The organism is Haloferax mediterranei ATCC 33500 (assembly GCF_000306765.2).
Lineage (GTDB): Archaea > Halobacteriota > Halobacteria > Halobacteriales > Haloferacaceae > Haloferax > Haloferax mediterranei.
In genome coordinates this window covers 171,873-195,548 of record NC_017941.2, presented here as the reverse complement: position 1 = coordinate 195,548, position 23,676 = coordinate 171,873, and the positions used below count along the sequence as shown (strand labels likewise).

The 23,676-nt window shown below is 61.6% G+C and carries 28 protein-coding genes and 1 pseudogene; 17 read left to right on the top strand and 12 right to left on the bottom strand.

Annotated elements, in window-relative coordinates; translation table 11 throughout:
• Window positions 1–79 precede the first annotated feature (79 nt).
• Window positions 80–565, top strand: coding sequence for a TspO/MBR family protein (locus HFX_RS01025; RefSeq protein WP_004058409.1), 486 nt, complete (start codon window positions 80–82; stop codon window positions 563–565).
• Between the two features lie 120 nt (window positions 566–685).
• Window positions 686–3,091 (top strand): GAF domain-containing sensor histidine kinase, encoded by a 2,406-nt coding sequence (locus tag HFX_RS01020; RefSeq protein ID WP_004058411.1) that lies wholly within the window; start codon window positions 686–688, stop codon window positions 3,089–3,091.
• 84 nt (window positions 3,092–3,175) lie between these two features.
• Here HFX_RS01020 and HFX_RS01015 read toward each other — a convergent pair whose 3' ends face one another.
• Window positions 3,176–4,162: a replication factor C small subunit gene (locus HFX_RS01015; RefSeq protein WP_179955352.1), complete on the bottom strand. Its 987-nt coding sequence runs from the start codon at window positions 4,160–4,162 to the stop codon at window positions 3,176–3,178.
• A 129-nt stretch (window positions 4,163–4,291) separates the two neighbouring features.
• Here HFX_RS01015 and samp2 point away from each other — a divergent pair, with 129 nt between their 5' ends.
• The 4 genes from samp2 to HFX_RS00995 all read left to right on the top strand — a co-directional run bounded on the left by samp2 (window position 4,292) and on the right by HFX_RS00995 (window position 6,118).
• Window positions 4,292–4,492, top strand: coding sequence for a ubiquitin-like small modifier protein SAMP2 (gene samp2, locus HFX_RS01010; RefSeq protein WP_014732059.1), 201 nt, complete (start codon window positions 4,292–4,294; stop codon window positions 4,490–4,492).
• A gap of 95 nt (window positions 4,493–4,587) precedes the next feature.
• Window positions 4,588–5,079: a peroxiredoxin family protein gene (locus tag HFX_RS01005; protein ID WP_049917466.1), complete on the top strand. Its 492-nt coding sequence runs from the start codon at window positions 4,588–4,590 to the stop codon at window positions 5,077–5,079.
• 111 nt (window positions 5,080–5,190) lie between these two features.
• On the top strand, window positions 5,191–5,604 hold the full coding sequence (locus tag HFX_RS01000; RefSeq protein WP_004058419.1) for a GNAT family N-acetyltransferase: 414 nt from the start codon (window positions 5,191–5,193) through the stop codon (window positions 5,602–5,604).
• Between the two features lie 109 nt (window positions 5,605–5,713).
• Window positions 5,714–6,118, top strand: coding sequence for a DUF7344 domain-containing protein (locus tag HFX_RS00995; RefSeq protein WP_004058421.1), 405 nt, complete (start codon window positions 5,714–5,716; stop codon window positions 6,116–6,118).
• On the opposite strand, the gene HFX_RS00990 is transcribed toward HFX_RS00995, so the two are convergent.
• Both HFX_RS00990 and HFX_RS00985 read right to left on the bottom strand, forming a co-directional pair.
• On the bottom strand, window positions 6,115–7,488 hold the full coding sequence (locus tag HFX_RS00990) for a phosphoglucomutase/phosphomannomutase family protein (protein WP_004058423.1): 1,374 nt from the start codon (window positions 7,486–7,488) through the stop codon (window positions 6,115–6,117). The genes HFX_RS00995 and HFX_RS00990 overlap by 4 nt on opposite strands.
• Window positions 7,489–7,523: 35 nt before the next feature.
• A complete protein-coding gene (locus tag HFX_RS00985) occupies window positions 7,524–7,787 on the bottom strand; it encodes a GIY-YIG nuclease family protein (RefSeq protein WP_004058424.1) in 264 nt (87 codons plus the stop codon).
• Window positions 7,788–7,831: 44 nt separating this feature from the next.
• On the opposite strand from HFX_RS00985, the gene HFX_RS19030 reads away from it, so the two are divergent.
• Window positions 7,832–8,161 (top strand): ATP-binding protein DrrA1-3 family domain-containing protein, encoded by a 330-nt coding sequence (locus HFX_RS19030; protein ID WP_014732058.1) that lies wholly within the window; start codon window positions 7,832–7,834, stop codon window positions 8,159–8,161.
• On the top strand, window positions 8,158–9,003 hold the full coding sequence (locus tag HFX_RS19025; protein WP_081603716.1) for an ABC transporter permease subunit: 846 nt from the start codon (window positions 8,158–8,160) through the stop codon (window positions 9,001–9,003). The genes HFX_RS19030 and HFX_RS19025 overlap by 4 nt, the downstream gene beginning before the upstream one ends.
• A gap of 78 nt (window positions 9,004–9,081) precedes the next feature.
• On the opposite strand, the gene larB is transcribed toward HFX_RS19025, so the two are convergent.
• Complete coding sequence (gene larB / locus HFX_RS00975) at window positions 9,082–9,837, bottom strand: nickel pincer cofactor biosynthesis protein LarB (RefSeq protein ID WP_014732056.1); 756 nt, start codon at window positions 9,835–9,837, stop codon at window positions 9,082–9,084.
• A gap of 183 nt (window positions 9,838–10,020) precedes the next feature.
• Between larB and HFX_RS00970 the strand changes: the two genes are divergently transcribed.
• Window positions 10,021–10,188, top strand: a complete 168-nt coding sequence (locus HFX_RS00970; RefSeq protein ID WP_004058431.1) for a DUF1931 family protein — start codon at window positions 10,021–10,023, stop codon at window positions 10,186–10,188.
• 95 nt (window positions 10,189–10,283) lie between these two features.
• On the opposite strand, the gene rpiA is transcribed toward HFX_RS00970, so the two are convergent.
• From rpiA to HFX_RS00955, 3 genes are all read right to left on the bottom strand, one after another.
• Window positions 10,284–10,976, bottom strand: a complete 693-nt coding sequence (gene rpiA, locus HFX_RS00965; RefSeq protein WP_004058433.1) for a ribose-5-phosphate isomerase RpiA — start codon at window positions 10,974–10,976, stop codon at window positions 10,284–10,286.
• A gap of 70 nt (window positions 10,977–11,046) precedes the next feature.
• Window positions 11,047–12,171: an ORC1-type DNA replication protein gene (locus tag HFX_RS00960; RefSeq protein ID WP_004058436.1), complete on the bottom strand. Its 1,125-nt coding sequence runs from the start codon at window positions 12,169–12,171 to the stop codon at window positions 11,047–11,049.
• A gap of 119 nt (window positions 12,172–12,290) precedes the next feature.
• Window positions 12,291–12,554: a hypothetical protein gene (locus HFX_RS00955; protein ID WP_049917451.1), complete on the bottom strand. Its 264-nt coding sequence runs from the start codon at window positions 12,552–12,554 to the stop codon at window positions 12,291–12,293.
• A gap of 223 nt (window positions 12,555–12,777) precedes the next feature.
• On the opposite strand from HFX_RS00955, the gene HFX_RS00950 reads away from it, so the two are divergent.
• Together HFX_RS00950 and HFX_RS00945 are read left to right on the top strand one after the other, a co-directional pair.
• Complete coding sequence (locus tag HFX_RS00950) at window positions 12,778–13,275, top strand: hypothetical protein (protein WP_137685656.1); 498 nt, start codon at window positions 12,778–12,780, stop codon at window positions 13,273–13,275.
• A 44-nt stretch (window positions 13,276–13,319) separates the two neighbouring features.
• Window positions 13,320–13,874: a GNAT family N-acetyltransferase gene (locus HFX_RS00945; protein WP_004058441.1), complete on the top strand. Its 555-nt coding sequence runs from the start codon at window positions 13,320–13,322 to the stop codon at window positions 13,872–13,874.
• 9 nt (window positions 13,875–13,883) lie between these two features.
• Here HFX_RS00945 and HFX_RS00940 read toward each other — a convergent pair whose 3' ends face one another.
• Entirely contained in the window at window positions 13,884–15,875 is a 1,992-nt protein-coding gene (locus HFX_RS00940) for a MutS-related protein (protein WP_004058443.1), read from the bottom strand.
• 156 nt (window positions 15,876–16,031) lie between these two features.
• Here HFX_RS00940 and larE point away from each other — a divergent pair, with 156 nt between their 5' ends.
• Window positions 16,032–16,940: an ATP-dependent sacrificial sulfur transferase LarE gene (gene larE / locus HFX_RS00935; protein ID WP_004058446.1), complete on the top strand. Its 909-nt coding sequence runs from the start codon at window positions 16,032–16,034 to the stop codon at window positions 16,938–16,940.
• Window positions 16,941–17,049: 109 nt separating this feature from the next.
• Here the strand turns inward: larE and HFX_RS00930 are convergent, their stop codons facing one another.
• Window positions 17,050–17,685, bottom strand: coding sequence for a histidine phosphatase family protein (locus HFX_RS00930; RefSeq protein WP_004058448.1), 636 nt, complete (start codon window positions 17,683–17,685; stop codon window positions 17,050–17,052).
• 74 nt (window positions 17,686–17,759) lie between these two features.
• Here HFX_RS00930 and HFX_RS00925 point away from each other — a divergent pair, with 74 nt between their 5' ends.
• A complete protein-coding gene (locus tag HFX_RS00925) occupies window positions 17,760–18,293 on the top strand; it encodes an SRPBCC domain-containing protein (protein ID WP_004058450.1) in 534 nt (177 codons plus the stop codon).
• Window positions 18,294–18,333: 40 nt separating this feature from the next.
• On the opposite strand, the gene HFX_RS00920 is transcribed toward HFX_RS00925, so the two are convergent.
• Window positions 18,334–18,666, bottom strand: coding sequence for a hypothetical protein (locus HFX_RS00920; RefSeq protein ID WP_004058452.1), 333 nt, complete (start codon window positions 18,664–18,666; stop codon window positions 18,334–18,336).
• 125 nt (window positions 18,667–18,791) lie between these two features.
• Window positions 18,792–19,904: a twin-arginine translocase subunit TatC gene (locus tag HFX_RS00915; protein ID WP_004058454.1), complete on the bottom strand. Its 1,113-nt coding sequence runs from the start codon at window positions 19,902–19,904 to the stop codon at window positions 18,792–18,794.
• A 131-nt stretch (window positions 19,905–20,035) separates the two neighbouring features.
• Here HFX_RS00915 and tatC point away from each other — a divergent pair, with 131 nt between their 5' ends.
• The 4 genes from tatC to HFX_RS19900 all read left to right on the top strand — a co-directional run bounded on the left by tatC (window position 20,036) and on the right by HFX_RS19900 (window position 23,399).
• On the top strand, window positions 20,036–22,189 hold the full coding sequence (gene tatC / locus HFX_RS00910; protein ID WP_004058456.1) for a twin-arginine translocase subunit TatC: 2,154 nt from the start codon (window positions 20,036–20,038) through the stop codon (window positions 22,187–22,189).
• A gap of 92 nt (window positions 22,190–22,281) precedes the next feature.
• Window positions 22,282–22,458 carry a ribbon-helix-helix domain-containing protein gene (locus tag HFX_RS00905; protein ID WP_004058458.1) on the top strand — a complete coding sequence of 59 codons (177 nt, stop codon included), beginning with the start codon at window positions 22,282–22,284 and terminating at the stop codon, window positions 22,456–22,458.
• Window positions 22,451–23,170 (top strand): queuosine precursor transporter, encoded by a 720-nt coding sequence (locus tag HFX_RS00900; RefSeq protein ID WP_004058459.1) that lies wholly within the window; start codon window positions 22,451–22,453, stop codon window positions 23,168–23,170. Before HFX_RS00905 ends, HFX_RS00900 begins: the two co-directional genes overlap by 8 nt.
• A 52-nt stretch (window positions 23,171–23,222) precedes the next feature.
• A complete protein-coding gene (locus HFX_RS19900; RefSeq protein WP_004058461.1) occupies window positions 23,223–23,399 on the top strand; it encodes a hypothetical protein in 177 nt (58 codons plus the stop codon).
• Window positions 23,400–23,435: 36 nt separating this feature from the next.
• On the opposite strand, the pseudogene HFX_RS20535 reads toward HFX_RS19900, so the two are convergent.
• Window positions 23,436–23,633, bottom strand: a pseudogene (locus tag HFX_RS20535) (DUF7475 family protein); the annotation flags it as partial.
• Between the last annotated feature and the right edge of the window lie 43 nt (window positions 23,634–23,676).

The following is a 23,676-nucleotide window of genomic DNA, read 5'->3' as shown; positions in this document are numbered from 1 at the left end:
TGGACGCAGACGCCTGATTCGAGGCAATTTCACCCCACGAAGGGCGCACGTTCTTTTTCCTTCCAAACGAAACAGTGGTATGAGGTTCGTATCCCTCCGTCGGCGGCCCGCCGTCGAACTCCTCGCGTGGGTCGTCCTCGCCCAACTCGCGGGGGCCGTCGGAAGTATCTTCACCACCACGTCGCTCGACCCGTGGTACGCGACACTCGCTCGTCCGTGGTTCGCACCGCCGAACTGGGTCTTCGGTCCGGTGTGGGTGACGCTTTTCACCCTGATGGGCGTCGCCGCGTTCCTCGTCTCGCGGAGTGACCACCCACGAAGTCGGCGAGCACTCGTCGTCTTCGGCGGCCACCTCGTCGTCAACGTCGCCTGGTCTGCTGCGTTCTTCGGACTTCAGTCGCCGGCGCTGGGTCTCGTCGTCATCGTCGTCCTCCTCGCAGCAATTGCGGTGACGATGCGCGAATTCGCGCTCGTGGACCGGCGCGCAGCCGCCCTCCTCGCTCCGTACCTCCTGTGGACGGCGTTCGCGACCGTCCTCAACTACGGATTTTGGTCTCTTAACTGAGCTCGACGAAGTGACGGTACCGAACTAGCGAGGGCATGAGACACGCCAGCAAGATTCTTGCCGTGAGAAAACATGCCGCAACGATTATATTTCTCGTGGGCGTCAGATAGGTGGACTGCCGTGCACGCAACGGAACCGACCGTTCTCGTAGACGATGACTTCGACGACACCGTCGACCTCGGAAACGGGGTCACGGTTGCGCCATCGAGCGACGGGAGAAACGTGACTAACGCCGCCTGCGTCGTCGTCTCGAACTCGGATGCGATGGTTTCGGACGACGTGGCGACAATTCTATACACCGACGAACGGCCCGAAGCTATCGAGAGACCGGAACGGTTCGATGCGTACGTGAGACGTGGCGACCGGTCGGGTCTCGAGTCTCAGATTCGCTGGGTTCTCGCGCGATGCGACAACGCCCGGGAATCGACAGCCAGCGACGACGATAGCAAAGACGACGGTTCGGGCGTCACGCAGAGCAGAACTGGAACCGTCCGTCAGAACACCAACGGAACCGTCCGTCAGAACGGCACCGAAGCTACCGCCCAGTACGGCGCGAGAACCGACGGACAGAATGACACCGAGTGGGACCGACTCAAGCGTCTCTACGAGGGGACGACGAATCTCATCACCGCCGAGACGGTCGACGAGTTGTACGACCGAGCCATCGAACTGACAGAACACATCCTCGAATTCGACAACACCCTCTTTCTCGTCCACGAGGACGACGGCTTCTATGTTACCGCAAACGACCACGAGTTAGCCGGAACAGGGCCGATACCGTCGGAAACGGGACTGCTCGCGAAAACCTACCAGTCGAAAGAGTCGTCACTCATCGACAACGTACGCGACCATCCAGCAGCGACACCTAACGACCCGGCGTATCGCTCCGCGCTGAGCGTCCCGATGGGGGACGATGGCGTCTTTCAGGCCATCTCGAACGAGGTGGGTGCGTACGACGAAACCGACCTTCGACTGGCGGAACTGCTCGTCTCGTACGTCTCTGAAACCCGCGCGCGAATCGAATCGGAGAGCGCGGTTCGAAAGAGCCGCGAACAAATCGAGCGACTCCACCGCGGGGCGACGGAGTTGGCCGCGGCGACGAGTCTCACGGAGTTATTCGACCAGACCGTCGAGATTACCGACGACATCCTCGAATTCGACATCAGTTACGTCGGCATCGTCGAAGACGGCTACATCATCCCGACTGCAATCTCGTCTCACGCCCCGGCGAACGCGGCCGAGCACGTCCCACTCGAATCCGGAGGAGTCGCGGCCGAGGTGTACCAGTCGGGCGAGAAACGCATCATCGACGACGTTCGAGACTACCCGGGGTCGAGGCCGGTCAAGCGGATGTATCGGTCCGCGCTGAGCGTCCCAATCGGTGATATCGGCGTCTTTCAGGCCACGTCGTTTACTCCCGCCGCGTTCGACGAACAGGACGTCGAGTTGGCCGAACTCCTCATGGCCCACGTCGCCGTCACTGCTGAACGAATCAGGGCCGAGGCGCGACTCCGCGAGGAACGCGACCGGTCGAACGCCCTCTTCGAACACGTCTCCGACGCCGCGGTCGCATACGATGTCGAAGCGGGTGCAGTCACCGTCCGAGACGTGAACCGTGCGTTCCAGACGACGTTCGGGTACGATTCGACAGATGTGGTCGGAAGCGACCTCCTCGGGCGAATCATTCCTCTGGAAGCTGAGGCGGACCCCGTCCCCGACCCCGATGTCGAAGAGACCATCCCGGAACTGCTCGTTGCGACCGGCGAGAGCTATCGCGGCGAAGTCTGCAGGCGGACTGAAGACGGCGTCCGCGAGTTCATCCTGAACGTCGTGCCGTTGTCTCCCGGCGAAGAGCGCGGGTCGGGCTACGCAATCTATACCGACATCACCGAACGGAAGACCCGCGAAAGCGAGTTAGAACGACAGAACGAACGGCTCGAAGAGTTCGCGAACATCGTGAGCCACGACCTTCGAAACCCGCTCGGAGTCGCCCGCGGGAACCTGCAACTCGCCCGCGAAACCGGCAGCGACGAACGGTTCGACACTGCGGAGACGGCACTCGAACAGATGGGCGAACTCATCGACGACCTTCTGTCGTTGGCTCGACGCGGCCAGCTCGTCGACGAAACCTCACCCATTAATCTCGGACACGTCGCACGGCGGGCGTGGGACAGCACCGAAACCGTCGATGCCCAGTTGACCACTGCGCAGTCGGTCGTCGTCGATGCGGATGAAGACCGACTCGCGGAGTTACTCGCCAACCTGTTCCGAAATGCGGTTGAACACGGTGGAGAGGACGTACGCATCGATATCGGCAGTCTCGACGACGGGTTCTACGTCGAAGACGACGGTCCCGGTATCGAACCTGACCGCCGAGACAAGGTATTCAAGCCCGGCGAGACGACCGGTGAAAACGGCATCGGCTACGGGCTTGCAATCGTGGAGTCTATCGCAGAGGCACACGGCTGGTCGGTCAGTGTGACCTCGGGTCCGTTGGGCGGCGCTCGATTCGAGTTCCGGTCGTAGTGGTAGTAGAGTAAGCGAAAACACAGACGGAGACAGAAAGCGGCCAGAATACAGAAAGCGGCTGGAAAGCAGCCAGAGTACAGCTTAGTTCTGCGAGAGCGCGAGCGACGCGAGGAGCGCTTCGAGTTGGACCTGTTCGTTTGCGCCCTCGGAGATGCGGTAGTCGGCCTCGCCGATACGTTCCATGAGGTGGACGGCGTCGCGCTCGTCGAGGTCGAAGTCCCAGACCGACCGGTGTAGTTGGTCGATGATGTCGCCGCCAGCCATGCCGGTGTCGACGATGAGCGTCTCCAACTGTTTGCGCGCGGCGGTGAACTCGCCGTCGATAGCGGCGCGAACCATCTTCTCGATGTCTTCGGGGCGCGCGGTCGACGTAATCAGGTAGACTGCTTCCTCGTCGACGACCTCGCCGGTCGTCGCCGCGGCCTGCAGGGAGTTGATGGCGCGGCGCATGTCGCCGCCGGCGGCGTAGACGAGCGCGTCGAGACCGCCTTCGGTGAGTTCGATACCCTCGGCCTCGGCGATGTCGCGGGTCTGTTCCGCGATAGCGTCGTCGCCGAGCGGGGAAAAGCGGAAGACCGCACAGCGGGACTGAATCGGGTCGATAATCTTCGAGGAGTAGTTACACGAGAGGATAAAGCGCGTCTTGTCAGAGAACTCCTCCATCGTCCGCCGGAGCGCCGACTGCGCGTCGTTCGTCAGCGAGTCGGCCTCGTCGAGGAAGATGATGGTGTAACCGCGCTCGGGGTTGAACGACGAGCGCGCGAAGTTCTTGATGCGGTCGCGGACCACGTCGATACCGCGCTCGTCAGAGGCGTTGAGTTCGAGGAAGTTGCCGCGCCAGTCGTCGCCGTAGAGGGTGCGGGCGATGGCAGTCGCGGATGTGGTCTTCCCGACGCCCGCCGGTCCCGCAAAGAGCAGGTGCGGCAGGTCGTCGCGCTCGATGTAACTGCGCAGTCGTTCGACGATTTCCTCCTGTCCGTAGATGTCGTCGAGGGTCTGCGGTCGGTACTTCTCGATCCAGATTTCGCGACCCGCCGGGGCGTCGCCCGACTCCGCGGCCTCGCTCATATCCATCCCACGGGCCGCCCCGCACATAAAGCGTCCGAGACGGTGGCGACGACCCGGCACCTCGGAGTTAAACTGCGCAGCGACGACAAAGCCGACGGACTGAAACCCGCTGGTCACTCACGCCCGAGCATGGACGTGACCGTCGAAGTCGTCGGCGAGGAGGCCCACGAGGTCACCGTCGGTGACGATGGTACCTACGCGGACCTCGTGAAGGCAGTCGACCTCAGCCCCCACGAAGTGTCCGTCCTCGTCGACGGCCGCCCCGTTCCCGAGGACCAACCAGTCGAGGAGGACCACGTGAAGGTGCTCCGCCTCATCAAGGGCGGATAATTCCGCGTTCGGTCTTCGTACCTCGGTTTTGGTGTTTGGCGTGTGAAATGCACGCCCGGGAGATGGTTATGCCGAGCATGCACGAATACCCGGTGATGTCCGACAAGGCTCAGTCTCTCAACTTCGAATTGCCTAACGTTGCGGCCGGTTCTGAGACAGTCTCATTAGCCGACGTGGAGGCCGATTTCCTCGTGTTACTCCTCCAGCGAGATTACTACTGTAAGATGTGCCGCAGACAAGTACAGTCGGTAAAGCGCCGATACGACGAGTTCGAAGCGCGAGACGCGGAAGTCGTCTCGGTCCTGCCTGAGCCACCGGAACGCGCCGAGAAATGGCAGCAAAGCTACGACCTCCCGTTCCCGTTGCTCGCTGACCCCGGTGCCGACGTGGGTGACGAGTTCGACCAGCCGACGCGCTTCGGGGCGCTCGGAAAACTGCACGACTTGGTCGGTCGGATGCCGGAGGCCGTCCTCATCGACCTCCGAGGTGATGAGCCTGAAGTCGTCTACACCCACCGCGGGTCGAATCCAGCCGACAGACCCGAGATAGACGACCTGTTAAATCGAATCGACCAACTGGCGGCATAACGACGCCGTTTACGCCTGTTCGACACTCGCTTCCCCGCGGTGATTCTCACACACCACGGACAACCCCTACGCTCCGCCGGACCTTTCTCCCCGCGCAACCCAGCGCCGATAATGAGCGATATCGCCGTCCGCGAGGGGACGCCAGACGAATTGGTCGCCGTGATGCGTGTTCTCGACGCTGGACTCCTCGACATGGATGCGAGCGAGGTCCGAACGCGGCTGAGCACGGGCGACTGCCTCGTCGCCGAAACCGGCCGGGACCGAGACGGCGAGGCAGGCGGTCGAATCGTCGGCGCACTCGTTCTCGACGGTGACTACGTGGACGCCGTGGCCGTCTCACCGAGTCGCCGTGGATGGGGAGTCGGAACCAAACTCGTCGCCCATGCACTCGACCGACGGGGGCGACTCGTTGCCGACTTTGATGCTCGCGTCCGACCGTTCTACGAGTCACTCGGATTCGATATCGAAACCGAAGAGAGCGGGACAGCGGACGACCGATTCCGTGGGATTCTCGTCCGAAAATAGGACGGAGAGCCGATATGAGTGGCGTCTTCAGTTATTACAGACTCGTGTATAATGTTAACAACCAACACAAATATACGCTCGCATTGGTAAGTTCTAGAAAGTCGGGGTCATGGCAAAACGAGACCGGGGTGACCATATCCTCACCGATTGGGACTGCGTGCTCGATGCGCTTGCGGACCCGTCACGCCGCTACGTCCTCGAATATCTGCACGACAGGACGGAGCCCGCGTCGGTGTGGGACCTCGCTGTCGCGCTCGCGGTTCGCACGACCGACCAGCCACCGGACGAAGTCGACGTACAGGTAGTCGAACAGGCTGAAACGGGTATCGTCCACATCCACTTGCCGAAACTCGAAGCGGCCAATCTCGTGGAGTCGGCCGGTGAGACCGTCTCGCTGACAGCCCACGCACAGACGCTCCCGTTGTTCACACCGGCGTATCGCGGTGTCGTTCGACCGGCAGCGGGAGAAGACGAACACCGAGAACGAACGCGAGAGGGAGAAGGAGGGTCTTAGACGAGTGGTTCGACGAGGTCGCGACCCGCATCGAGGAGCGTCGAGACCGCGTCTTCACTTCCCGCCTCGGCGTAGACCCGCATCTTCGGCTCTGTTCCGGACGGGCGGACGAGAACCCACGAACCGTCGTCCAAGAGGAGTTTGAAACCGTCAAGCGTGACGACCTTGGCGATGTCGCGGCCGGCGACCGTCTCGGGGAGTTCGTCCTCCAACTCGTCGATGACGCGTGCTTTCTCCGAGTCGGGGCACTCGACGCTTATTTTGTCGGCGACGATATCGCCGAACTCGTCGCTGATGCGGTCGAGGCGGGCGTCGAAGTCTTCCTCGGCCGCGGCGCAGGCCGCGAGCAGCGCCATGAGAACACCGTCTTTCTCGCGCACGTGGCCGCGGATGGAGAAGCCGCCGGACTCTTCGCCACCGATGAGCGCGTCGTGTTCGCGCATCGCGTCGGCGACCCACTTGAAGCCGACTGCCGTCTCGAAGACCTCCTCGCCGTGCGCCTCGGCGATACGGTCGATGAGAAACGTCGTCGAGACGGTCCGGATTGCCGGACCGGAGTCAGATTCGAGCAGGTAGTCGTAGACGGCGGCGAAAAAGAGGTTCTCGTCGAGGACGCCGCGGTCGGGCGCAGCGATAGCGATGCGGTCTGCGTCGCCGTCGTTCGCTACACCGAGGTCGGCGTCGTGTTCGTCCATCGCGTCGACGAGTCCACCGAGGTACTCTTCGGAGGGTTCCGGCGAGATACCGCCGAAGTCGGCGTCGCGCTCACAGCGCCGGCGGATGACTTCGGCACCGGCCGATTCGAGCAGGGCGTCGGTGACGCCGCGACCGCTCCCGTGCATGGCGTCGTAGACGACCGTCAGCCCGGAGATGTTGTCGCCGACGAGGTCGATAGCGTGGTCGGCGTGCGGTGAGACGATGTCGACGCGTTCGATAGTGCCGCGCTCGGACTCGGGGAGGAGGTCCGGTTCGGCGAGGTGTTCGGCGACGGCGTCGGTCACTTCGGGAAGCGCCGGTGCGCCGTCGGACGGGATGAACTTCACGCCGTTGTACTCCGGCGGGTTGTGCGAGGCCGTGACCATGAGCGCGCCCGAGAGGCCGCGGTCGGCGATGGCGTAGGCGACGAGCGGAGTCGGACAGTCCCGTTCCGGCAGGAGGACGTCGAAGCCGTTTCCGGCGACAACCTCGGCGAGCGATTCGGCGAATCCGGGCGAGGTCTCGCGGGCGTCGTAGCCGATGAGTACCGGCTCCGTATAGCCCTCGTCGGCGAGATAATCCGCGACCGCCTGTCCGACGATTCGGACGCGGTCGTCCGTGAACGTGTCCAACGTGGCGCGCCACCCATCCGTCCCGAAGGAGATTTCGTCCATATGCGCACCTCTCTGCGGTGAGCCAAAAAACTACGTTACGTGTCGGCGACGCTCTGTGATTTCGACTCGACGAGCGCCAGTTTCTGCTTCCGTTTGAGCTGTTTAATCTCGTACTCGCGGGACATCGCCGCCGACTTCGAGTCGTACTCCTCGACGTGGACGAGTTCGACTGGCGTGCGCCCGCGAGTGTACTTCGCTCCCTCACCGGCGTCGTGTTCCGCGACGCGTCGCTCGACATCGGTCGTGTAGCCGGTGTACAGCGAGCCGTCGCTACACTGGAGGACGTAGACGAAATGCACGGGAGAATGGTTCGGTGGCAGGGGTATGAATCCAGCGTCAGATATTGCGCCCAAACAGAGAGTTCACACGTGATTCACGTTGTGCAGAAAAGGTCGATACGGTCGATTCGCTTAAATCGGCCACTGGAACCCACGAAGTCATAGAAATCGAAGTTGACGAGACACTAGACGAGGGGTGTTTAGCGCAAATCGAAGGCGTTGCGAGTATTTCTATGCAAGACAACGTCGTAGAAGTCACGTGCACGGACTCGACAGCGAAGGTGAACGCGATCGAGTACGTCGATACCGATTCAAATATTGTAGATATCAGCATTAAGTCACCGTCGCTGGAGGAACTGTTTCTCGCTGTCACCGATTCGGAGGCTATCGCATGAGTTCCCGAGTGTCCACTATCGCACTCGAAGACCTCCGGCACGTGTTTCGCGACCGTCTCGTTTGGGGCGCATTCGCCCTCGTGACACTACTTATGGTCCCAACGTTTTGGGGACTACTTGGGTCAAGTGTGCATTCCGTTGAAACACGGATTGCGAATTTACCACTCGATTTCAGGATGTATCTCGTCATCCTTGTTGCTGTAATCAGCTACAACGCGATTGTAAGCGAACGGGAGGCGGGAACGATACGGTTAGTTCTCGGCCTGCCCGGCACTCGAAGAGACCTGATACTCGGGAAATTAGTTTCTCGCCTGACAGTGGTTTTACTCACATTAGTACCCATCCTCATTATGCTCGAAGGTATTCTGCTCCTTCGAACCGGAGAGCACTATCTGGGACTGTATACGCCAATCGCGCTCTGGATGATTTTCTACGCAATCGTCTGGACCTGTTTCACAATCGGACTGTCAGCGACGTTCTCGACGCAGTATCGCGTGTTAGCGGCACTCGCTGTGACGTACCTTTCGCTCAGTACGCTTGTGGATATTTGGGGAGCACTCGTCCAACCAGTATTTGCACTCCTCTTCACGGGAAGTACGTCGACAGACGCGTACGCCACCCTCGGAACCGCGAGTGGACCGCTCTGGGTTCGCTACGCTGGACGAGTGAATCCAATACAGACGTTCCAGTCGAGCGGCCGGTGGATTACCTCGCTGGTGGACCCGACGACGCAGATAACCAACACACTCCCGAACGTATTTGGGATCTGTATTCTCGTCGTATTCGGGGCGGGACCGATGCTACTCGGCTATTACCGCTTCCAGCGAGCAGATCTAGGGTGAATATTAGACAGTCGAGTGATTTTCTCGTGTAGGACGAGAGGGTGCGAATTGCGAGCCACGACACAACCCAAGACAATCCTACTCTGCACGGGCACCCGCCACCGCACGAGCAATCAATCCCGCCTGCGAACCCGCGATAAACCCGGCGTCGACGTTCACCACCGAAAGGACGGTACACGACTGAAGCATCCCCAGAACTGCCGCTTCGCCATCACCCCCCTGTCCGTAGCCGGTAGAGACAGGGAGACCAATGACAGGCGTATCGACGAGACCGGCGACGACGGTGGGAAGCGCACCCTCACGTCCGGCGGCGACGATGAGCACGTCGGCATCGCGGAGGCTGTCGAGGTGATCGAGAACGCGGCCGAGGTGGGCAACGCCGACATCTTCGATGCGTTCGACATTTGCGCCCATCTCGCGGAGCACGACGGCCGCTTCGCCCGCGGCCTCGGCGTCCGAGGTGCCGCCGGTGACGATAGTGACGGTGGCATCGAGTTCCGGGCGCTCGAACGACGAATCACAGGCGACGACCGTCTTCGCTCGGGCGTCGCGGTCGATATCGCACTCGGGGAGCGCGTCGGCGACGGCCTCGGCGTGGTCGGGGCTGGCGCGTGTGACGAGCGCACGGCCGCTCGTCTCGACCGCCGCGACGGCGAGCGTCGCAGTCTCGTCGGGCGTTTTTCCTTCCGCGAGAATCGCTTCGGGAAGCCCGCGTCGCGTCTCTCGGGCGGCGTCGAATCGTCCGGCACCGGTCGTCGCGTACCCCGCGAGTTGTACTTCAGCCTCCGCGGGCGAGAGAGAACCGTCCGCGACGGCATCCAGAATGTCGCGCATGGCCGCACGTTGGCCCGAGGCGTACTCATACCCGTCGTTCTTGCTCAGCAAGGGAAAGAATATATAAGTGGAGATTGTTCCTTCGAAATCCGTCCTCATAGAAGCGCCATAACCGCCAAATACGGCGGTATTAACGTCCAATATAGGAAAATTTATTAAAGGGGAATCGGTAGGACATCCTGTATGGCAGACCTCATTGTCAAGGCAGCCGTCAAGGAAGCGCTCAACGACAAGAACGTGGCCTCGGACTTCTACGACGCTCTCGACGGGGAAGTCAAGGAGCTTCTCGAAGACGCTGCTCGCCGTGCTGAGCAGAACGACCGTAAGACGGTCCAGCCCCGCGACCTGTAAATCGGTCTTAGACCTCTCGTTCTTTTATAACCGACCGTAGAGCGACTGCGTCGTCCACGGAAGAAATCGAATCGAGCGAGTAGCTGGCTTCCGAGTTACAACTCGATGCTATCGACGCCGTCGTCGGTGCCGACGTAGACCGTCTCTGCGAGTCCGGCGAAAATGCCGTGTTCGACGACGCCGGGCATCTTCGAGAGCGACGTTGCGAGCGAGTTAGGGTCGTCGATAGTCCCGAAATCGCAGTCGAGGACGAGGTTCCCGTTGTCGGTGACGACCGGGCCGTCTTTCTTTTCGGCGCGGCGGAGCGTCGGGTCGCCGCCGAGGTCCGTGACGGTGGCCGCGACGGTGCTCCGAGCAGATGGCAACACTTCGACCGGAATCGGGTGTGAAAGTGTCTCCGCGGTCTTCGAGGGGTCGGCGACGACGAGAAAACGGTCTGCGAACGCATCGACTACTTTCTCGCGGGCATGTGCCGCGCCGCCGCCTTTGACGAGCGCGCCGTCGGTCGTTTCTACCTGGTCGGCCCCGTCGATTGCGAGGTCGATAACGTCCACTTCATCGAGGTCGACGAGCGGAATCCCACACTCGCGAGCGAGTTCGCGGGACGCAAAGGAGGTCGGAACGCCTCGAACGTCCAGTCCGTCGGCCACGAGGTCGCCGATGGCTCGGATGGCGAACGCCGTCGTGCTCCCGGTGCCGAGGCCGACAACCATGCCGTCTTCGACTGCTTCGACCGCCCGCTCCGCGGCGCGGCGCTTCTGCTCGTCGGTTCCGCCGGTAGTTTTCATATCTCAGGCGACTCGCGCGGCGAGTAAAAATGGACGCGGTTAGGTCCGCGTGATGACTCTGACGACCGCCTCAGAGTCGGTCCAAGACGGCGTCGGCGTCGTAGGCCAGCGAGATAGAACGCGTTCGGCCGCGGCCTTCGATTTCGGTGTACCGCGCTTCGATAACGCCGAGTTGGTCGAGTTTGTTCACGAGTTCGGAGTAGCGCGTGTAACCCAGTCCGGTCTCCTCGTTGAACGCCTCGTAGACCTCGCCGGCGCGTTCGCCGTCGAACTCGGCGACGACGCGGACCAGTTCGCGCTCGGGGTCCGAAAGCCCACGAAGGCACCGTGAGAGATGGACGTACTTCGACTTATCGTAGGCAGCCTCCACGTCCTCCATATCGACCGTTCTGGAGGCGCGCATCTCGGCGTGGAGACCAGCACGGCGGAGCAAGTCGATGCCGACGCGCAGGTCGCCGCTATCGGCAGTGAACTCGGCGACTTTATCGAGTTCCGGCGCGCCGATGACATCCTCGTGGAAACCGCGTTTGGTCCGGCCGCGGAGGATATCGACGATTTCGTCCACGTCGTAGCGCGGGAAAAACACCTCTTCGGGCCGGAAGACGCTCTGGACGCGCCCGTCGAGTTCGTCGATGACATCGAGCGAGAGGTCCGACGAGATGATGATGACACCGATACGCGCCCCGGAGTGCGCCTCGTGGGCGCGAAGGAGCGAGTAGAGCGTATCGGAGGCCTCGTTCTCGTAGAACAGGTAATTCACATCGTCGAGGGCGACGACGAGCACTTCGTCGTCTTCCACGAGACGGTCGGTAATCTGGCCGAACAACTTCTTGAACGAGATACCCGACGACGGGGGTTCGTACTCGAAGATATGCTCGAAGACCCGCGAGAAGACCGCGTAGCGGGTCGAATCGACCTGGCAGTTCACCCGGACAGTTCGGACGCCAGACTGCGTGCCCAACTCGCCGAAGAGTTTCTGTACCGCGGTGGTCTTGCCCGTGCCCGGTGGACCACGAACCATCGTGTTCAGGGGGCGAGAGCCGCGAACCGCCGGGCGAAGCGCGTACTTCAGGCTCCGGAGTTGGCTCTCGCGGTGGTTGAACGTCTCCGGAACGTGGTCAATCTCGAAGACGTGTTCGTCGCGAAACACCGTCTCGTCCCACGACAGCATCCCCTCTTCGGGGTCCTCCCTCATCGAGTATAGTACCACGCGCAGGGGACTTAATCGTTTACCGGATACCGTCGGACGGGAGGCGGACGAAACTAGAAAGTCGAGCGTCGAACTGAACGGAGAGTTCGAGCGTCGGACGCCGCCTACTGAAGGAGTTGGTAAATACGGTAGAACGCGAATCCGGCGATGAAGACGCCGAGGAGACCGACCCCGAGAACGAACAGTCCGGAGTTTCCCTGCGCGAACGACCCCAACGCGGGAAGCGCGAAGGTCAGCAGTCCGATAGCGGCCGCGAAGATGAGAAACACCAGGTACACACTCGTCCCGAGTACGTGCCAGAGGGCGTTCTTCATGGCCCGATACGTAATTTCGTACTGCTCTTCGGGCGTGAGTCGGTTGGAGGGCATGAACTGAATATTGTCTATGAAGTGTAATAAAAGAAGGCGGGTGGTCGGCGTCGATTCCAGCATTAGAGAGTTTGCTGGCGAAAGATAAGATTGGTTAACAATCTACTGACTGACGTCGGACGATGTCAATTGGGGGCGCCGACAAAACCATAGCAATCTGAAACAAAATGTCAAATGTAGTGATGAAATAGCAGCCAGTTCATCATGCTCGCGTCTGTGACCAATGACTCACGACTCACTCTCAAGACGGGCGATGCTCGCGGTTCTCGCAGCAGGAACCAGTGGGTGCGTTGGACAAGTGCTTGAAACTCGTCCGAAAGTGGCGATGACGGGTGTGCGTCTCCACAACTGGACGGAGTACCCGGCAACAGTTCAGCTGAAATTGTTCCGAGAGTCGCAACTCGTCCTCGACGAGGAAGTCTCACTGGGGCCGTTGTCGAGTGAAGATTCGAGTTCCGTCGCTTCGTTTACGCCCGACTGGTCGGTCGAACCAGCACACTACCGTCTCCAGTTAGCGGAGGCGGACAGCGAAGCGAGTCTCGACCGGCGTCTCCCGCCGGAGGATTACGCGTGGGATGGCTGTTCGTACATCGACGCCGACATCGAAAACGGCCGAGGACCCTATCGAAAACCCGGTCCTGACGCACCGAAGTGGTTCGAAATGCACCTACAGACGGTTATCGAAGACAGTTTTTCAACCGAATACTGTCCCGACCAGTAGTACGGACACAGAAAGCGTATTGCGACTCCCTCGCCACTCCACCCATGCCCGGCGCAGTCATCACGAGCGGCGAGCGAGTGACCCTCCGAACCGTCGAAACCGAAGACATCCCGTTTATCCAGCGTGCGGCCGCGAATCCCGAACTCCGGTACACGCTCGGCAATCCGGTCATGAACCGCGAGCAGTACGAGATATCCGACGAGCGAAACGCCCCCGACCAGTTTCTCGTCTGTCTCGAATCCGACGAGGCCGACGCAGTCGAATCCGACGAGGCCGACATCACGAGAATTGGACAGGTGAGCGTCGCCGACGCGCACTACAAGCGCCCGGAACTCGGCTACTGGCTGATTCCGGAGGTCCACGGCGAAGGCTACGGAAAAGAGGCCGTCTCGCTCGTCATCGACTACGTCTTTCGGACCCACGATACACCCGCGGTCGGCGCGGGCGTGTTCGACTTCAACGACGCCTCTCGCGGCCTTTTGGAGTCACTCGGGTTCGTCGAAGAGGGTCGACAGCGGAAACTCATGTACGTCGATGGCGCGCACCGTGATTTGATTCGGTACGGGTTGCTTCGGGAGAAGTGGTGGACTGAGGATTGAGCGCAGATTTTAGAACTTTTCCAGTAATCGCCCGTAGAAACTCGTCTCGCTCTCTCCGGCCAACTTCTCGACAATCAACTCGGGTGTCGACCGCGCGAGGTGGTCCTTGACGGGTGAGCGGTTCACGACGAGTTCGCCGTTTTCGAGACCGACGGCTTCGATACCGTCGACTGCGACCGCAACGTCCGCGGCCTCGCGGATGCCGCCCGCGAGGTGCGAGACGAACACGGCGGCCGCGCCCTGCTCGGCGAGTTCTTCGAGGATACCGGCGATAATCTTCGCCGACGCGCCGGGTTCGGTGATGCTCTCTAACTCGTCGACGAGGACGAGTCGGTCGGCCGCGCCGTCGGTGAGCGCGGCGAAGTCGCGGAGCGTGCTCTCGAAGGCTCCGGCGTCGAGTGTCCCCTGCGACTTGGCGTAGTAGTGAAGTTCGGAGAATCGCGAGAGTTGGACCGATTCGGCGGGAACGGGCAGTCCCATGTGGGCGAGGACAACCACGAGACCCACGAGGTCGAGCGTCGATGTCTTCCCCCCGCTGTTGACGCCCGAGAGAAGCGTGACGCCCGAAACCTCGTAATCGACGGGGTCAACGTCCTCGAAATCCACGTCTAAAAGCGGCGAGCGGCCGGTCTCGATGGTGAAGGTACCGGGACCGTCGTCGCCCGCGTGCCCGGTGAACTCGGGGAAGACGCAGTCGAAGTCGCGGGCGAACCGGGAGACTGCGAGTCGAACGTCGAGTTCGAGGGCGTCGCGGACTAGCGTCTCGACCGGCTCTCTGAGGTCGCCGAGGTCCGAGGCGAGGTCGGCTTTCAGCTTCGCGGCGCGACGGTCGCGGGCGGCCTTCAGTTCGGTTCGAAGGCGGCCAACCGCGTCCTCGTCGTGACCGAGCGGGAACGACGGGTCTTCGGGAAAGATACGCTCCGTGAGGGCGGCCTCGCTCGGCCGGAGCGAGAGAGCGTCGACGAAGTGGTCACGGGCGGCCGCGAGCGCCTCGTCGAACTCGTCTTCGAGTTCCCGCGAGAGCAACGAGTCGACGCGAGCGCCCTGCTCGACGAGAGAAAGGAAGTCGGTTCCCTCGATGGTCACGTCGCGCTCGCGAATCACGTCGCGAAGGTGGTCGTTAGCGACCGATTCGGCTGTTGAGACGGCTGTGTCGATGTCATCGGCGGCATTGGAGAGCCGGACGAGTTCGTCGTCGCCGACGATGGTTCCGTCGTCGTCGAGTCGGGACAGTGCGTCTCGGAGTGCAGTCACGTCGCACGGCGGGTCGATAGCCGCGACTTCGTGGACCTCGGCGGCCGCTTCGAGCGCCTCGCGGTTTTCGGCGAAGAACGCGAGCAATCGCTCGGGGACAACTTCGTCAGTGCGGTCGGCGGCGTCGGGGAGAACGCGCACGTCGCCTTCGACGTCGATACCGGCGAACGACTCGTCGAGGACGACGACCGTCGAGTACGACCGCGCGAGTTCGCTGATGTCTCGGGCGTTTTCGACGACCTCGATAGAGAGTTCGGGAAACGCCTCCTTGGCCGCGGCGTACCGTTCCGCGTCGGCGGTCGCGATACATCGCTCGCGGATACGACGCGGCTTCGGGTCCGAAAGCGATTCGACGCCCGAAAGCGCCGCGAGCACGTCGGGGTCGGGTTCGAGGTCGGTCGCAGCGGTGGCGAACGCCCGAACTTCCTCGATACGCGAGGCCGACCCGGTCGGAAAGAGCGTCTCCAGTCGCTTTTCGGCGTAGGTAGTGACGGTTCGGGCTTGGAGGAGACCGAGTGCGTCGCGGTAAATCTCCGAGGCGCGGTCGGTCGCGAGGAACCCGCCGGGGTCGTCGTGGCCCCGTCGAATCGCACCGCGCGCGATGGCCGCCGCTCTCCCTTCCGTGAGTCCCGGCGCTCGCGCGAGCGCCGCCACGTCGCCGTCGGTAAGCGCCCGTTCGGCGTCGTCGAGTTCCGCGAGCGCTGCAGCGGTTTTCTCACCGACGCCCGGGATGGTCTCGAAGTCCATTCGGCCGGACCTATCGCGGCATAGGACAAAAAGTCGCGGGGTGGAAACTGCGGGACGACGTGGTGTGCGAAAGCTGGAAGCGCGCCGCAGTCGGCCCTTCGCGGTTGTTCGGGCCGGGGACGAGGGGCTTTTGACCGTCCACCGGAAAGGGAGGCCATGAGCGAGCGAGACGTCGCGGCGAAGGCTGACGCAGTACGCGCGGAACTCGCGGAACGCGAGAGCGTCCTCGTCGCCTTCTCCGGCGGCGTGGACTCCAGTGTGGTCGCCGCACTCGCCCACGACGCACTCGGCGAGAAGGCGGTCGCCTGTACCGCGAAAAGCGAAACCCTCCCCGAAGCCGAGTTGGCGGATGCAAAGCGCGTCGCCGACGAAATCGGCATCGAATTCGTGACCGTCGAATTCTCCGAACTCGATAATCCGGACTTCGTCGTCAACGACGACGACCGCTGTTATCACTGCCGGACGATGCGCCTCGGGCGGATGTACGACGCCGCCCGCGAGCGCGGCATCGAGACGGTCTGTGACGGGACGAACGCCTCAGACCCCGGCGAGGGACACCGACCCGGACTCCGTGCCGTCGAGGAGTTAGAAGTCTTCTCGCCGCTTCTCGCACACGACATCACGAAAGACGAGGTTCGCGCAATCGCCGACGAGTACGGCCTCTCTGTCGCCGACAAACCGTCGATGGCCTGTCTCTCCTCTCGCATCCCGACCGGTCTCGAAGTTACTGAAGAACGGCTCTCGCGGGTCGAACGCGCCGAGACGATTCTCCGGACGTGGGGCTTCGAACAGTTCCGCGTCCGCGACCACGACGGGCTTGCCCGAATCGAAGTCGCGCCGGAGGAGTTGGACTATGCCCTCGACGCCGACTTCGTCCGCGCCGCTCGTGACCACCTGAAAGACGCCGGCTTCGACCACGTGACCCTCGACCTGCACGGCTACCGAACCGGGAGCGTCAGCCCCGCCGCGGAGGACGACACAGCAGAAGAGGGTGCGGCAGACGACGGAGACGGGGACTTCCTCGTCGACGACGTGTTCGCGCAGGACTACCCGACGCGGAAATAGTCGGCCCGGCCCGGAGGTAGCCGGCCCGACCCGGAGGTAGCCGACCCGACCCAGAGGTAGCCGACCCGACCCAGAGATAGTCGACCCGACCCAGAGATAGTCGGCCGCGTTATACTGTGAGAAAGCGCGTCTCGTTTTCTGCGACGACGTGGATACGTGGTTCGTCGTCCTCGACGGCTTCGACTTCGACTTCGCACAGACTGCCATTGTCGAGGGATTGCGACAGCATCGCCTCGACGATATCGAGTCCTTTTATCTCGCCGAGTGAGAGCCGAATCGGCGCGCCGTGTGTGACGACGAGCACCGTTTCGTCGGACGAAAGCGAGTCTGCAAGCCCCTCGTGTGCGTTGAGGACGCGCCGACGAACTTCGACGAGGCTCTCGCCGCTCGGCGGACGCTCGCGCGCCGCAGGAGAGCCGACCGCCGAAAGCGAGTACTGCGGGTATCGGGCCGTCAGCTCGTCGAATTCGAGCCCTTGAAACGAACCAACGTCTCGTTCGCGCCACGATGGGTCGAGGACGGGTTCAATGTCGAGTTCGCGGGCAATCGGACGGGCGGTTTCCTGGGCGCGTTCGATATCCGACGAGATGAGTCGGTCAATCTCGTAGGAGTCTGCGACGTGGCGTGCGAGAGCGCTGGCCTGCGATTGGCCGCGCTCGGTGAGCGAGACAGGGGCCCACCCCTGTACACGCCCCGCGCGGTTCCACGTCGTCTCGCCGTGCCGGACGAGAAGGAGGGTTGCCATACCCCCGTGTCTCTCCTCACCCGCAATGAACGTTCCGCGCGAAATTCACGGTGTTGGGGCGCGAAATATCACATATGTCGTACGAACTCACGACGAGCATCGAGATAGACGCCCCGCCGGAGCGGGTGTGGGAGGTACTCATCGACTTCGACCACTACCCCGAGTGGAACCCATTCATGCGCATTGCCGGGCGGCCGAACGAGGGCGCGACACTCACCGTTCATCTGATGCCGCCGGGTGGGCGTGAATCCGTCTTCGAACCCGACGTGACGCGGTGCGAGAGGCACCGTGAACTCGTGTGGGTCGGACACCTCATCGTTCCGGGGTTGTTCGACGGTGAACATCGCTTCCGTCTCGAACCACTCGGCGGCGGCGAACGAACTCGGTTCGAACACACAGAGACGTTTTCGGGACTACTTTCCGGCCCCTTCATGTGGTTCATGGGCGACGAGACGAGAGCCGGGTTCGTCGCGATGAACGAAGGACTGAAGACGCGTGTCGAGGGGTTGGTTGCGGCGGACGAGCGAGAAACGGACGAGCGAGAAACGGGCGAGCGACAAGCAGATGAGGGAGAAACGGACAAGCGAGAGGCGGCCGATTCGTCGTGACCCGCTCCCCGGGGAACGACAGTACGTCGGAGGACGGAGACTACGACGTGTCCAGCGGTTCGCCGCAAAAGCGACAGGTGTCACGGTCTGCTTCCTCCCGCGCGTGGCAGTTCGGACATGAGACGAGTTCGTTTCGGCTGGGTGTCTTCTCAATGGGGGCGCGCGACCGAGTGTCGGCGTCGCTCCGATGGGTCCCGTAACCGCCCCTGCCGAGATTCAGATAGAGGGCCAACCCGAGGAGACCGCCGACGAAGACAGAAAAGCCCCAGAGGAAGGCGTTGTGGGGACTGTGCTTCGCGGCATCGAGACCGGCCCAAACGCTTACGATGAACCAGACGAAGGCGAGCAGCAACCACGCGACCAGTTCGGCCATCGTAGCATATTTCTAACTATTCAGCGATAGGTTTTCTGTATTCTCGCCATCTGCGTACGACACGCTGGATACGGGTGGGATTCGAACGGAAAGAGACGGAATTCGGCGGAAAGAAAAGATAGCGGTCAGTTCCCAGTCCACCGCAAGGCCGCGAGCGTTCCCTCGAAGAGAGCAATCATCGTCGCCGCAATCATAATCGGGGCCATCCCCGTTGGGTCGGGGCTGACGAGGAACGCGAGACCGGCGAACGCGCCCCAGAAGAGTAGCCGGCGGTCTTCCAGCCACTGTCGCGTGACCAGATTCATCATGATAGCCAACTCGATGAACAGGGGAATCTGGAAGACGATGGCCATGTAGCCCATCAAGACGAGAATGAGGTTGAACGTCTCTTTGAGACCGAACGCGACAACCGCCGTGTCCTGCGTGTAGGACGTTAGGTACTCGAAAAGGGCCGGGAGAACGATGAAGTGGGAGAACGCCACACCGACGAGCGCGAGAACGAGGCTCGTCGGGACGGCCGCGAGGTAGTATTTCCGCTCTTTGGGGTACAGACCGGGTCGCATGAAGAGGTACGTCTCGTAGACGAACACCGGGAGTCCGATGACCGTTCCGGCGAGACCCGCAACCTTGAGTTTGGTTAGGATGAGTTCGAGCGGGCCGTAGAGACGCGGGCGACGGTCCGAAAGGTTCGCGGCGTCAGGGATGTGGGAGTTCCAGAGGAAATTGATGACATCGGTCGCGCTCGGCAGCGTGATGCCGAGTCTGGCCTCGATGTCGACCATCGCGTTGAGGATGTCCGCGCCGGGGAAGAGGATGAGCGTAATCAGACCCGCGACGCCAAAGACGACCGCCAACCGGCGAATCATCTCCTCGATGTGCGCGGTGAGCGGCATCTCTTGGTCGCTTTCGGGGGCACCACCGAGGAGCCCGTCGTCTTCGAGGTTGTCGTCGACCACGCTCGGAGTATCGTCGTCACGAAGTTCCGAAGCGGTGTCCTCCGGCATGCCGGCGTCTGCGCCGGTTACGGAAGCAGTAGCCGCGTCGTCGGGTTCATCGGCGTCGACAGACCCGTCGGTGACGGTCTCATCGCGTGGTGTCACGCGATTCTGAGCGGGTTCGTCAGCCGCTGTGGACACGTCTTCGGACCCACCGTTAGACGAAGACTCATCGGTATCGTCTGAGGCGTCCGTCTCGTCGTCGACCGCAGAGAGACCTGTGTCGCGCTCCTCGTCCGCCATTCAGGTGACCTACGCTTCCGGCCAGTTATAGGTCTTTTCGCATTGCGCCGAGCGTAGGGGCGAAAAAGAGCCGAAACCACGGCGACGGTGAAAAAGATTGATAACCACTAGACTGCTTTCGCCACGTACGTATGTCCAGTGCCCTCGACGAGGACACCCAACAGGCAATTGCATCCGGCCGGGAGACTGCAGGAGCCATGCTTCGAGCGGCGCAAAAAGACCTTCAGAAGGTCTTTATCGTCTTTCTGATCGGGTTCCTCGGGACGTTCTACGCACTCAGTCTCTACGTTTGGGAATTCTTTAAGGGGGTCACCAAGGCAAAGATGGACGCCTCGACAGAGGGTGCCCTCGAAATCATCGCCCAGACGCCCTTCGACGTACTCCTCTTACAGGCAAAGATTGCACTCGTCGTGGGCATCATCTTCGCAATTCCGCCGTTTATCTACTTCTCGCGGGATGCGCTGAAAGCACGCAACGCATGGCCGAAATCACCCGTCGCGCCGTGGAAACTCGCTTTAATCGGACTCACGATGCTCCTCTTGTTCGCGGGTGGCGTCGCCTACGGGTATCTCGTATTCTTCCCCTTTACCTTCGAATTCTTAGCACGGAGTGCGCACAACGCGGGATTCGACCCCAAATACTCCATCGTCAAGTGGTCACAGTTCATCTTCCTGCTCACGGTTTCGTTCGGTCTCGCCAGCCAACTCCCGCTGGCGGTGACCGGCCTGTCGTACACCGAAATCGTTCCCTACGAACTGTTCCGCGACAAGTGGCGGCACGCGGTCGTCGGCATCTTCGCTGTCGGTGCACTGTTCACGCCGCCGGACCCGTTCACCCAAATCATGTGGGCGGTGCCGGTCATCTCGCTGTACGCCTTCAGTCTCTATCTCGCGCGAGTCGTCGTCACGGCCAAGCGTGGCAGCGAGAAGTTAGACCTGAAAGGCACCGCAACAAAACACTGGAACCTCCTCGCCGGCACCGGCGTCGGCGGCGGGCTCTTAGTCTACGCGTTCTACGAGTACGAGGGCATCAAGCTCGCGAACGATGCGCTCGTCGCCGTCGGGAGTCAGTACAGATTCCTCGAACCGGGGTCGCAACTGGTTCTCAGTGCGTTCATCGTCGCTGGCGTTCTCGTCGCCCTCTTACTGGGCCTCGCGTACCTCGTCTTCCGCGATATTCAGCAAATCGAGCGGACGCAGGTCGGCGTCGGTGACCCCACGAAACTCGACCTCTCGGCGCTCGACGCGGACGGAATCCGCGCCGCGCCGCCCGAGGCGTTCGCCGACCGCGAGGAAAACGAAATCATGGGCCTCGCTTCGGCCGCCATCGACGACGGTGACAGGGAAAAGGCGCAGGCGCTCATCGACCGGTTCGACGACTCCGAGGCGAAGCGGGAAGCCGCCGAAGCGGAAGCCGAAGAATCGGACGGACTCGAAGACCGGGCGACCCGCGCTGGCGGCGCGTTCTTCGACGAACTCACCGAAGGCGAGACCGACGAAGACGACATCGGTGGTTACTACAAGGACGTCTCGTTCATCGTCGATTCGGTTACCTCCCGAGCATTCTGGATCATCGGCTGGTTCATGCTCGTCCTTGCGACGACCTTCGGCTGGCTCTACAGCGGCGGTATCAAATTCGTCTACGACAACTTCCTTGATCGCCTCCCGGACGCAGTAACACCAGAAGAGGTCTGGAGCGTCATCACGCTACACCCGATGGAAGCGCTCGTCCTCGAAGTGAAGTTCTCGACGATTCTAGCGGCGTTTGCGACACTGCCGCTTCTCGCGTACTTCGCGTGGCCCGCGCTCCGCGAGCGGAACATCGTCCGGCGGCGTCGTCGGACCATCTACCTCTGGGTCGGCGCGCTCGGCGGCGGTCTCCTCGGTGGCTTCGCCCTCGGCTATAGCTACATCGCGCCGATGGTCATCACGTTCCTCGTCGAAGACGCCATCGCGGCGAACATGATTATCTCCTACCGCATCACGAACTTCTTCTGGCTCATCTTCTTCACCACCGCCGGAATCGGTCTCCTCGCCGACGTACCGATACTGATGGTACTTCTGAACAGCGCGGGCATCACCTACGAAATGATGCGGACCCGCTGGCGCGAAGTGACCGTTCTCATCCTCGCCCTCTCGGCAGTCTTCACGCCCGCGAGCATCACGACGATGTTCATGGTGACGATTCCGCTGATGGTTGCGTACGGCATCGGTCTCGGGGTCCTGTTCGTAATCACAATCGGCGGACGTCGGGACCTTGCACCCGCTCGCGGAGCGGCGGAGTAACCACAATCCGACCACCGAATCGGATTGAACTCCGAGTATCGACGCTGAGACCGTTGAAAAGGCGTTAAGTATTCTCATGAGAATCGCAGAGTATGGCTAAGATAAGTGTCGAGATTCCCGACGAGTTGCTCACCGACCTCGACGAGCACGTTGGCGACGACAAGAAGTTCGTAAACCGGAGCGATGCGGTCCGCGCGTCCATTCGGAAGACGTTGGACATCCTCGACGAGATTGACGAGCGACACAACCGACTCGACGAAGATGAGTGAGGTTCGGTCAAACGTCGGTCAGATAGCTCTCGTCGGCCTGTTCGTCATGGCGCTGACGACCGCCCAGTTGACGGCATCGAAGTTACTGGCGATTCCGCTACCGACTTTCATCGGAGAACTCCCGTTCGTCGGCGCGGCGATTCTTATGCCGGGGGCAGCACTGGCGTACGCGTTTACGTTCTTCGCGTCGGACTGCTACTCCGAACTCTACGGGCGGAGAGCCGCACAGGTGATGGTGAACGTCGGATTCGCGATGAACTTCATTCTCCTCGGACTCGTCTGGAGTACTATCGCAGCACCCGCCGCAAACCCCGAGTTCGCAGGTATGTTCACCAAAGTGCTCTCGTCTGGGACGAACATCATCGCCGGAAGTCTGGCCGCGTACCTCGTGAGCCAAAACTGGGACGTAATCGTCTTCCACAGCATCCGCGAGATGACCGACGGTGCGTTCCTCTGGCTTCGAAATATCGCCTCGACAGCGACGAGCCAAGCGTTCGACACGGTCATCTTCGTCGGTGTCGCATTCTACATCGCACCGAAAGTCTTCGGCATCGGACAAGCGCTCCCGCAGAACGTGCTTATTGGACTCATCGCCGGGCAATACCTCCTGAAACTCCTCATCGCAGTCGTCGATACACCATTCGTCTACGGAACCGTTGCACTCCTCGGCGACGGCACTGAAGCATCCGACGACGGTTGGGTTTCGGACTGACTATAACGGCCGTCGGACGGCTTATCTCTTTTGGTAGCATACCACATGCTGTATGGTTGCCGAGCACCGTGTCCGTCTCACCGAAAAGGACGGCATGGAGATGGGAATCCGTTGTCCGAACTGCAAGACCTACACGTCGTTCAGCGATATCCTCGCGACTGGGCACTGCCGCGGCGGGTGGAAGGGCTGTGAGACTAAACTCCAACTCGAGCTCGTGATACAGGACTAACGAAGAAACGGAAAGTTTCGGCCGTCGGGACGCAAATCAAGTTGCTTCGGCGGGGCCGTCCGACGGAGCGTCGTTCAAGTAGAGGTATGCCGCTGCGACGGAAAAGACCGCCTCGCTGGTCTTCGAGAGTATCGCCATCTGGTTGACCGGGCCGTCCATAACGACCCACGCTACGATTTGGGCGAGTGCGAACGCGATCGCGACGAGGTACAGTTCGCGACGCCAGTATTTACTGGAAATACGAGGCGAAAGCCTCGCCCTTCAGGGCGTTACCAGA

Bases quoted from the DNA above. Each gene is read 5' to 3' on its own strand.
- HFX_RS01025 (WP_004058409.1), top strand. From the start codon at position 80: ATGAGGTTCGTATCCCTCCGTCGGCGGCCCGCCGTCGAACTCCTCGCG.
- HFX_RS01015 (WP_179955352.1), bottom strand. From the start codon at position 4,162: ATGAGCGAGGCCGCGGAGTCGGGCGACGCCCCGGCGGGTCGCGAAATC.
- samp2 (WP_014732059.1), top strand. From the start codon at position 4,292: ATGGACGTGACCGTCGAAGTCGTCGGCGAGGAGGCCCACGAGGTCACC.
- HFX_RS01005 (WP_049917466.1), top strand. From the start codon at position 4,588: ATGTCCGACAAGGCTCAGTCTCTCAACTTCGAATTGCCTAACGTTGCG.
- HFX_RS01000 (WP_004058419.1), top strand. From the start codon at position 5,191: ATGAGCGATATCGCCGTCCGCGAGGGGACGCCAGACGAATTGGTCGCC.
- HFX_RS00995 (WP_004058421.1), top strand. From the start codon at position 5,714: ATGGCAAAACGAGACCGGGGTGACCATATCCTCACCGATTGGGACTGC.
- HFX_RS00990 (WP_004058423.1), bottom strand. From the start codon at position 7,488: ATGGACGAAATCTCCTTCGGGACGGATGGGTGGCGCGCCACGTTGGAC.
- HFX_RS19025 (WP_081603716.1), top strand. From the start codon at position 8,158: ATGAGTTCCCGAGTGTCCACTATCGCACTCGAAGACCTCCGGCACGTG.
- larB (WP_014732056.1), bottom strand. From the start codon at position 9,837: ATGCGCGACATTCTGGATGCCGTCGCGGACGGTTCTCTCTCGCCCGCG.
- HFX_RS00970 (WP_004058431.1), top strand. From the start codon at position 10,021: ATGGCAGACCTCATTGTCAAGGCAGCCGTCAAGGAAGCGCTCAACGAC.
- rpiA (WP_004058433.1), bottom strand. From the start codon at position 10,976: ATGAAAACTACCGGCGGAACCGACGAGCAGAAGCGCCGCGCCGCGGAG.
- HFX_RS00960 (WP_004058436.1), bottom strand. From the start codon at position 12,171: ATGAGGGAGGACCCCGAAGAGGGGATGCTGTCGTGGGACGAGACGGTG.
- HFX_RS00955 (WP_049917451.1), bottom strand. From the start codon at position 12,554: ATGCCCTCCAACCGACTCACGCCCGAAGAGCAGTACGAAATTACGTAT.
- HFX_RS00950 (WP_137685656.1), top strand. From the start codon at position 12,778: ATGACTCACGACTCACTCTCAAGACGGGCGATGCTCGCGGTTCTCGCA.
- HFX_RS00945 (WP_004058441.1), top strand. From the start codon at position 13,320: ATGCCCGGCGCAGTCATCACGAGCGGCGAGCGAGTGACCCTCCGAACC.
- HFX_RS00940 (WP_004058443.1), bottom strand. From the start codon at position 15,875: ATGGACTTCGAGACCATCCCGGGCGTCGGTGAGAAAACCGCTGCAGCG.
- larE (WP_004058446.1), top strand. From the start codon at position 16,032: ATGAGCGAGCGAGACGTCGCGGCGAAGGCTGACGCAGTACGCGCGGAA.
- HFX_RS00930 (WP_004058448.1), bottom strand. From the start codon at position 17,685: ATGGCAACCCTCCTTCTCGTCCGGCACGGCGAGACGACGTGGAACCGC.
- HFX_RS00925 (WP_004058450.1), top strand. From the start codon at position 17,760: ATGTCGTACGAACTCACGACGAGCATCGAGATAGACGCCCCGCCGGAG.
- HFX_RS00920 (WP_004058452.1), bottom strand. From the start codon at position 18,666: ATGGCCGAACTGGTCGCGTGGTTGCTGCTCGCCTTCGTCTGGTTCATC.
- HFX_RS00915 (WP_004058454.1), bottom strand. From the start codon at position 19,904: ATGGCGGACGAGGAGCGCGACACAGGTCTCTCTGCGGTCGACGACGAG.
- tatC (WP_004058456.1), top strand. From the start codon at position 20,036: ATGTCCAGTGCCCTCGACGAGGACACCCAACAGGCAATTGCATCCGGC.
- HFX_RS00905 (WP_004058458.1), top strand. From the start codon at position 22,282: ATGGCTAAGATAAGTGTCGAGATTCCCGACGAGTTGCTCACCGACCTC.
- HFX_RS00900 (WP_004058459.1), top strand. From the start codon at position 22,451: ATGAGTGAGGTTCGGTCAAACGTCGGTCAGATAGCTCTCGTCGGCCTG.
- HFX_RS19900 (WP_004058461.1), top strand. From the start codon at position 23,223: ATGGTTGCCGAGCACCGTGTCCGTCTCACCGAAAAGGACGGCATGGAG.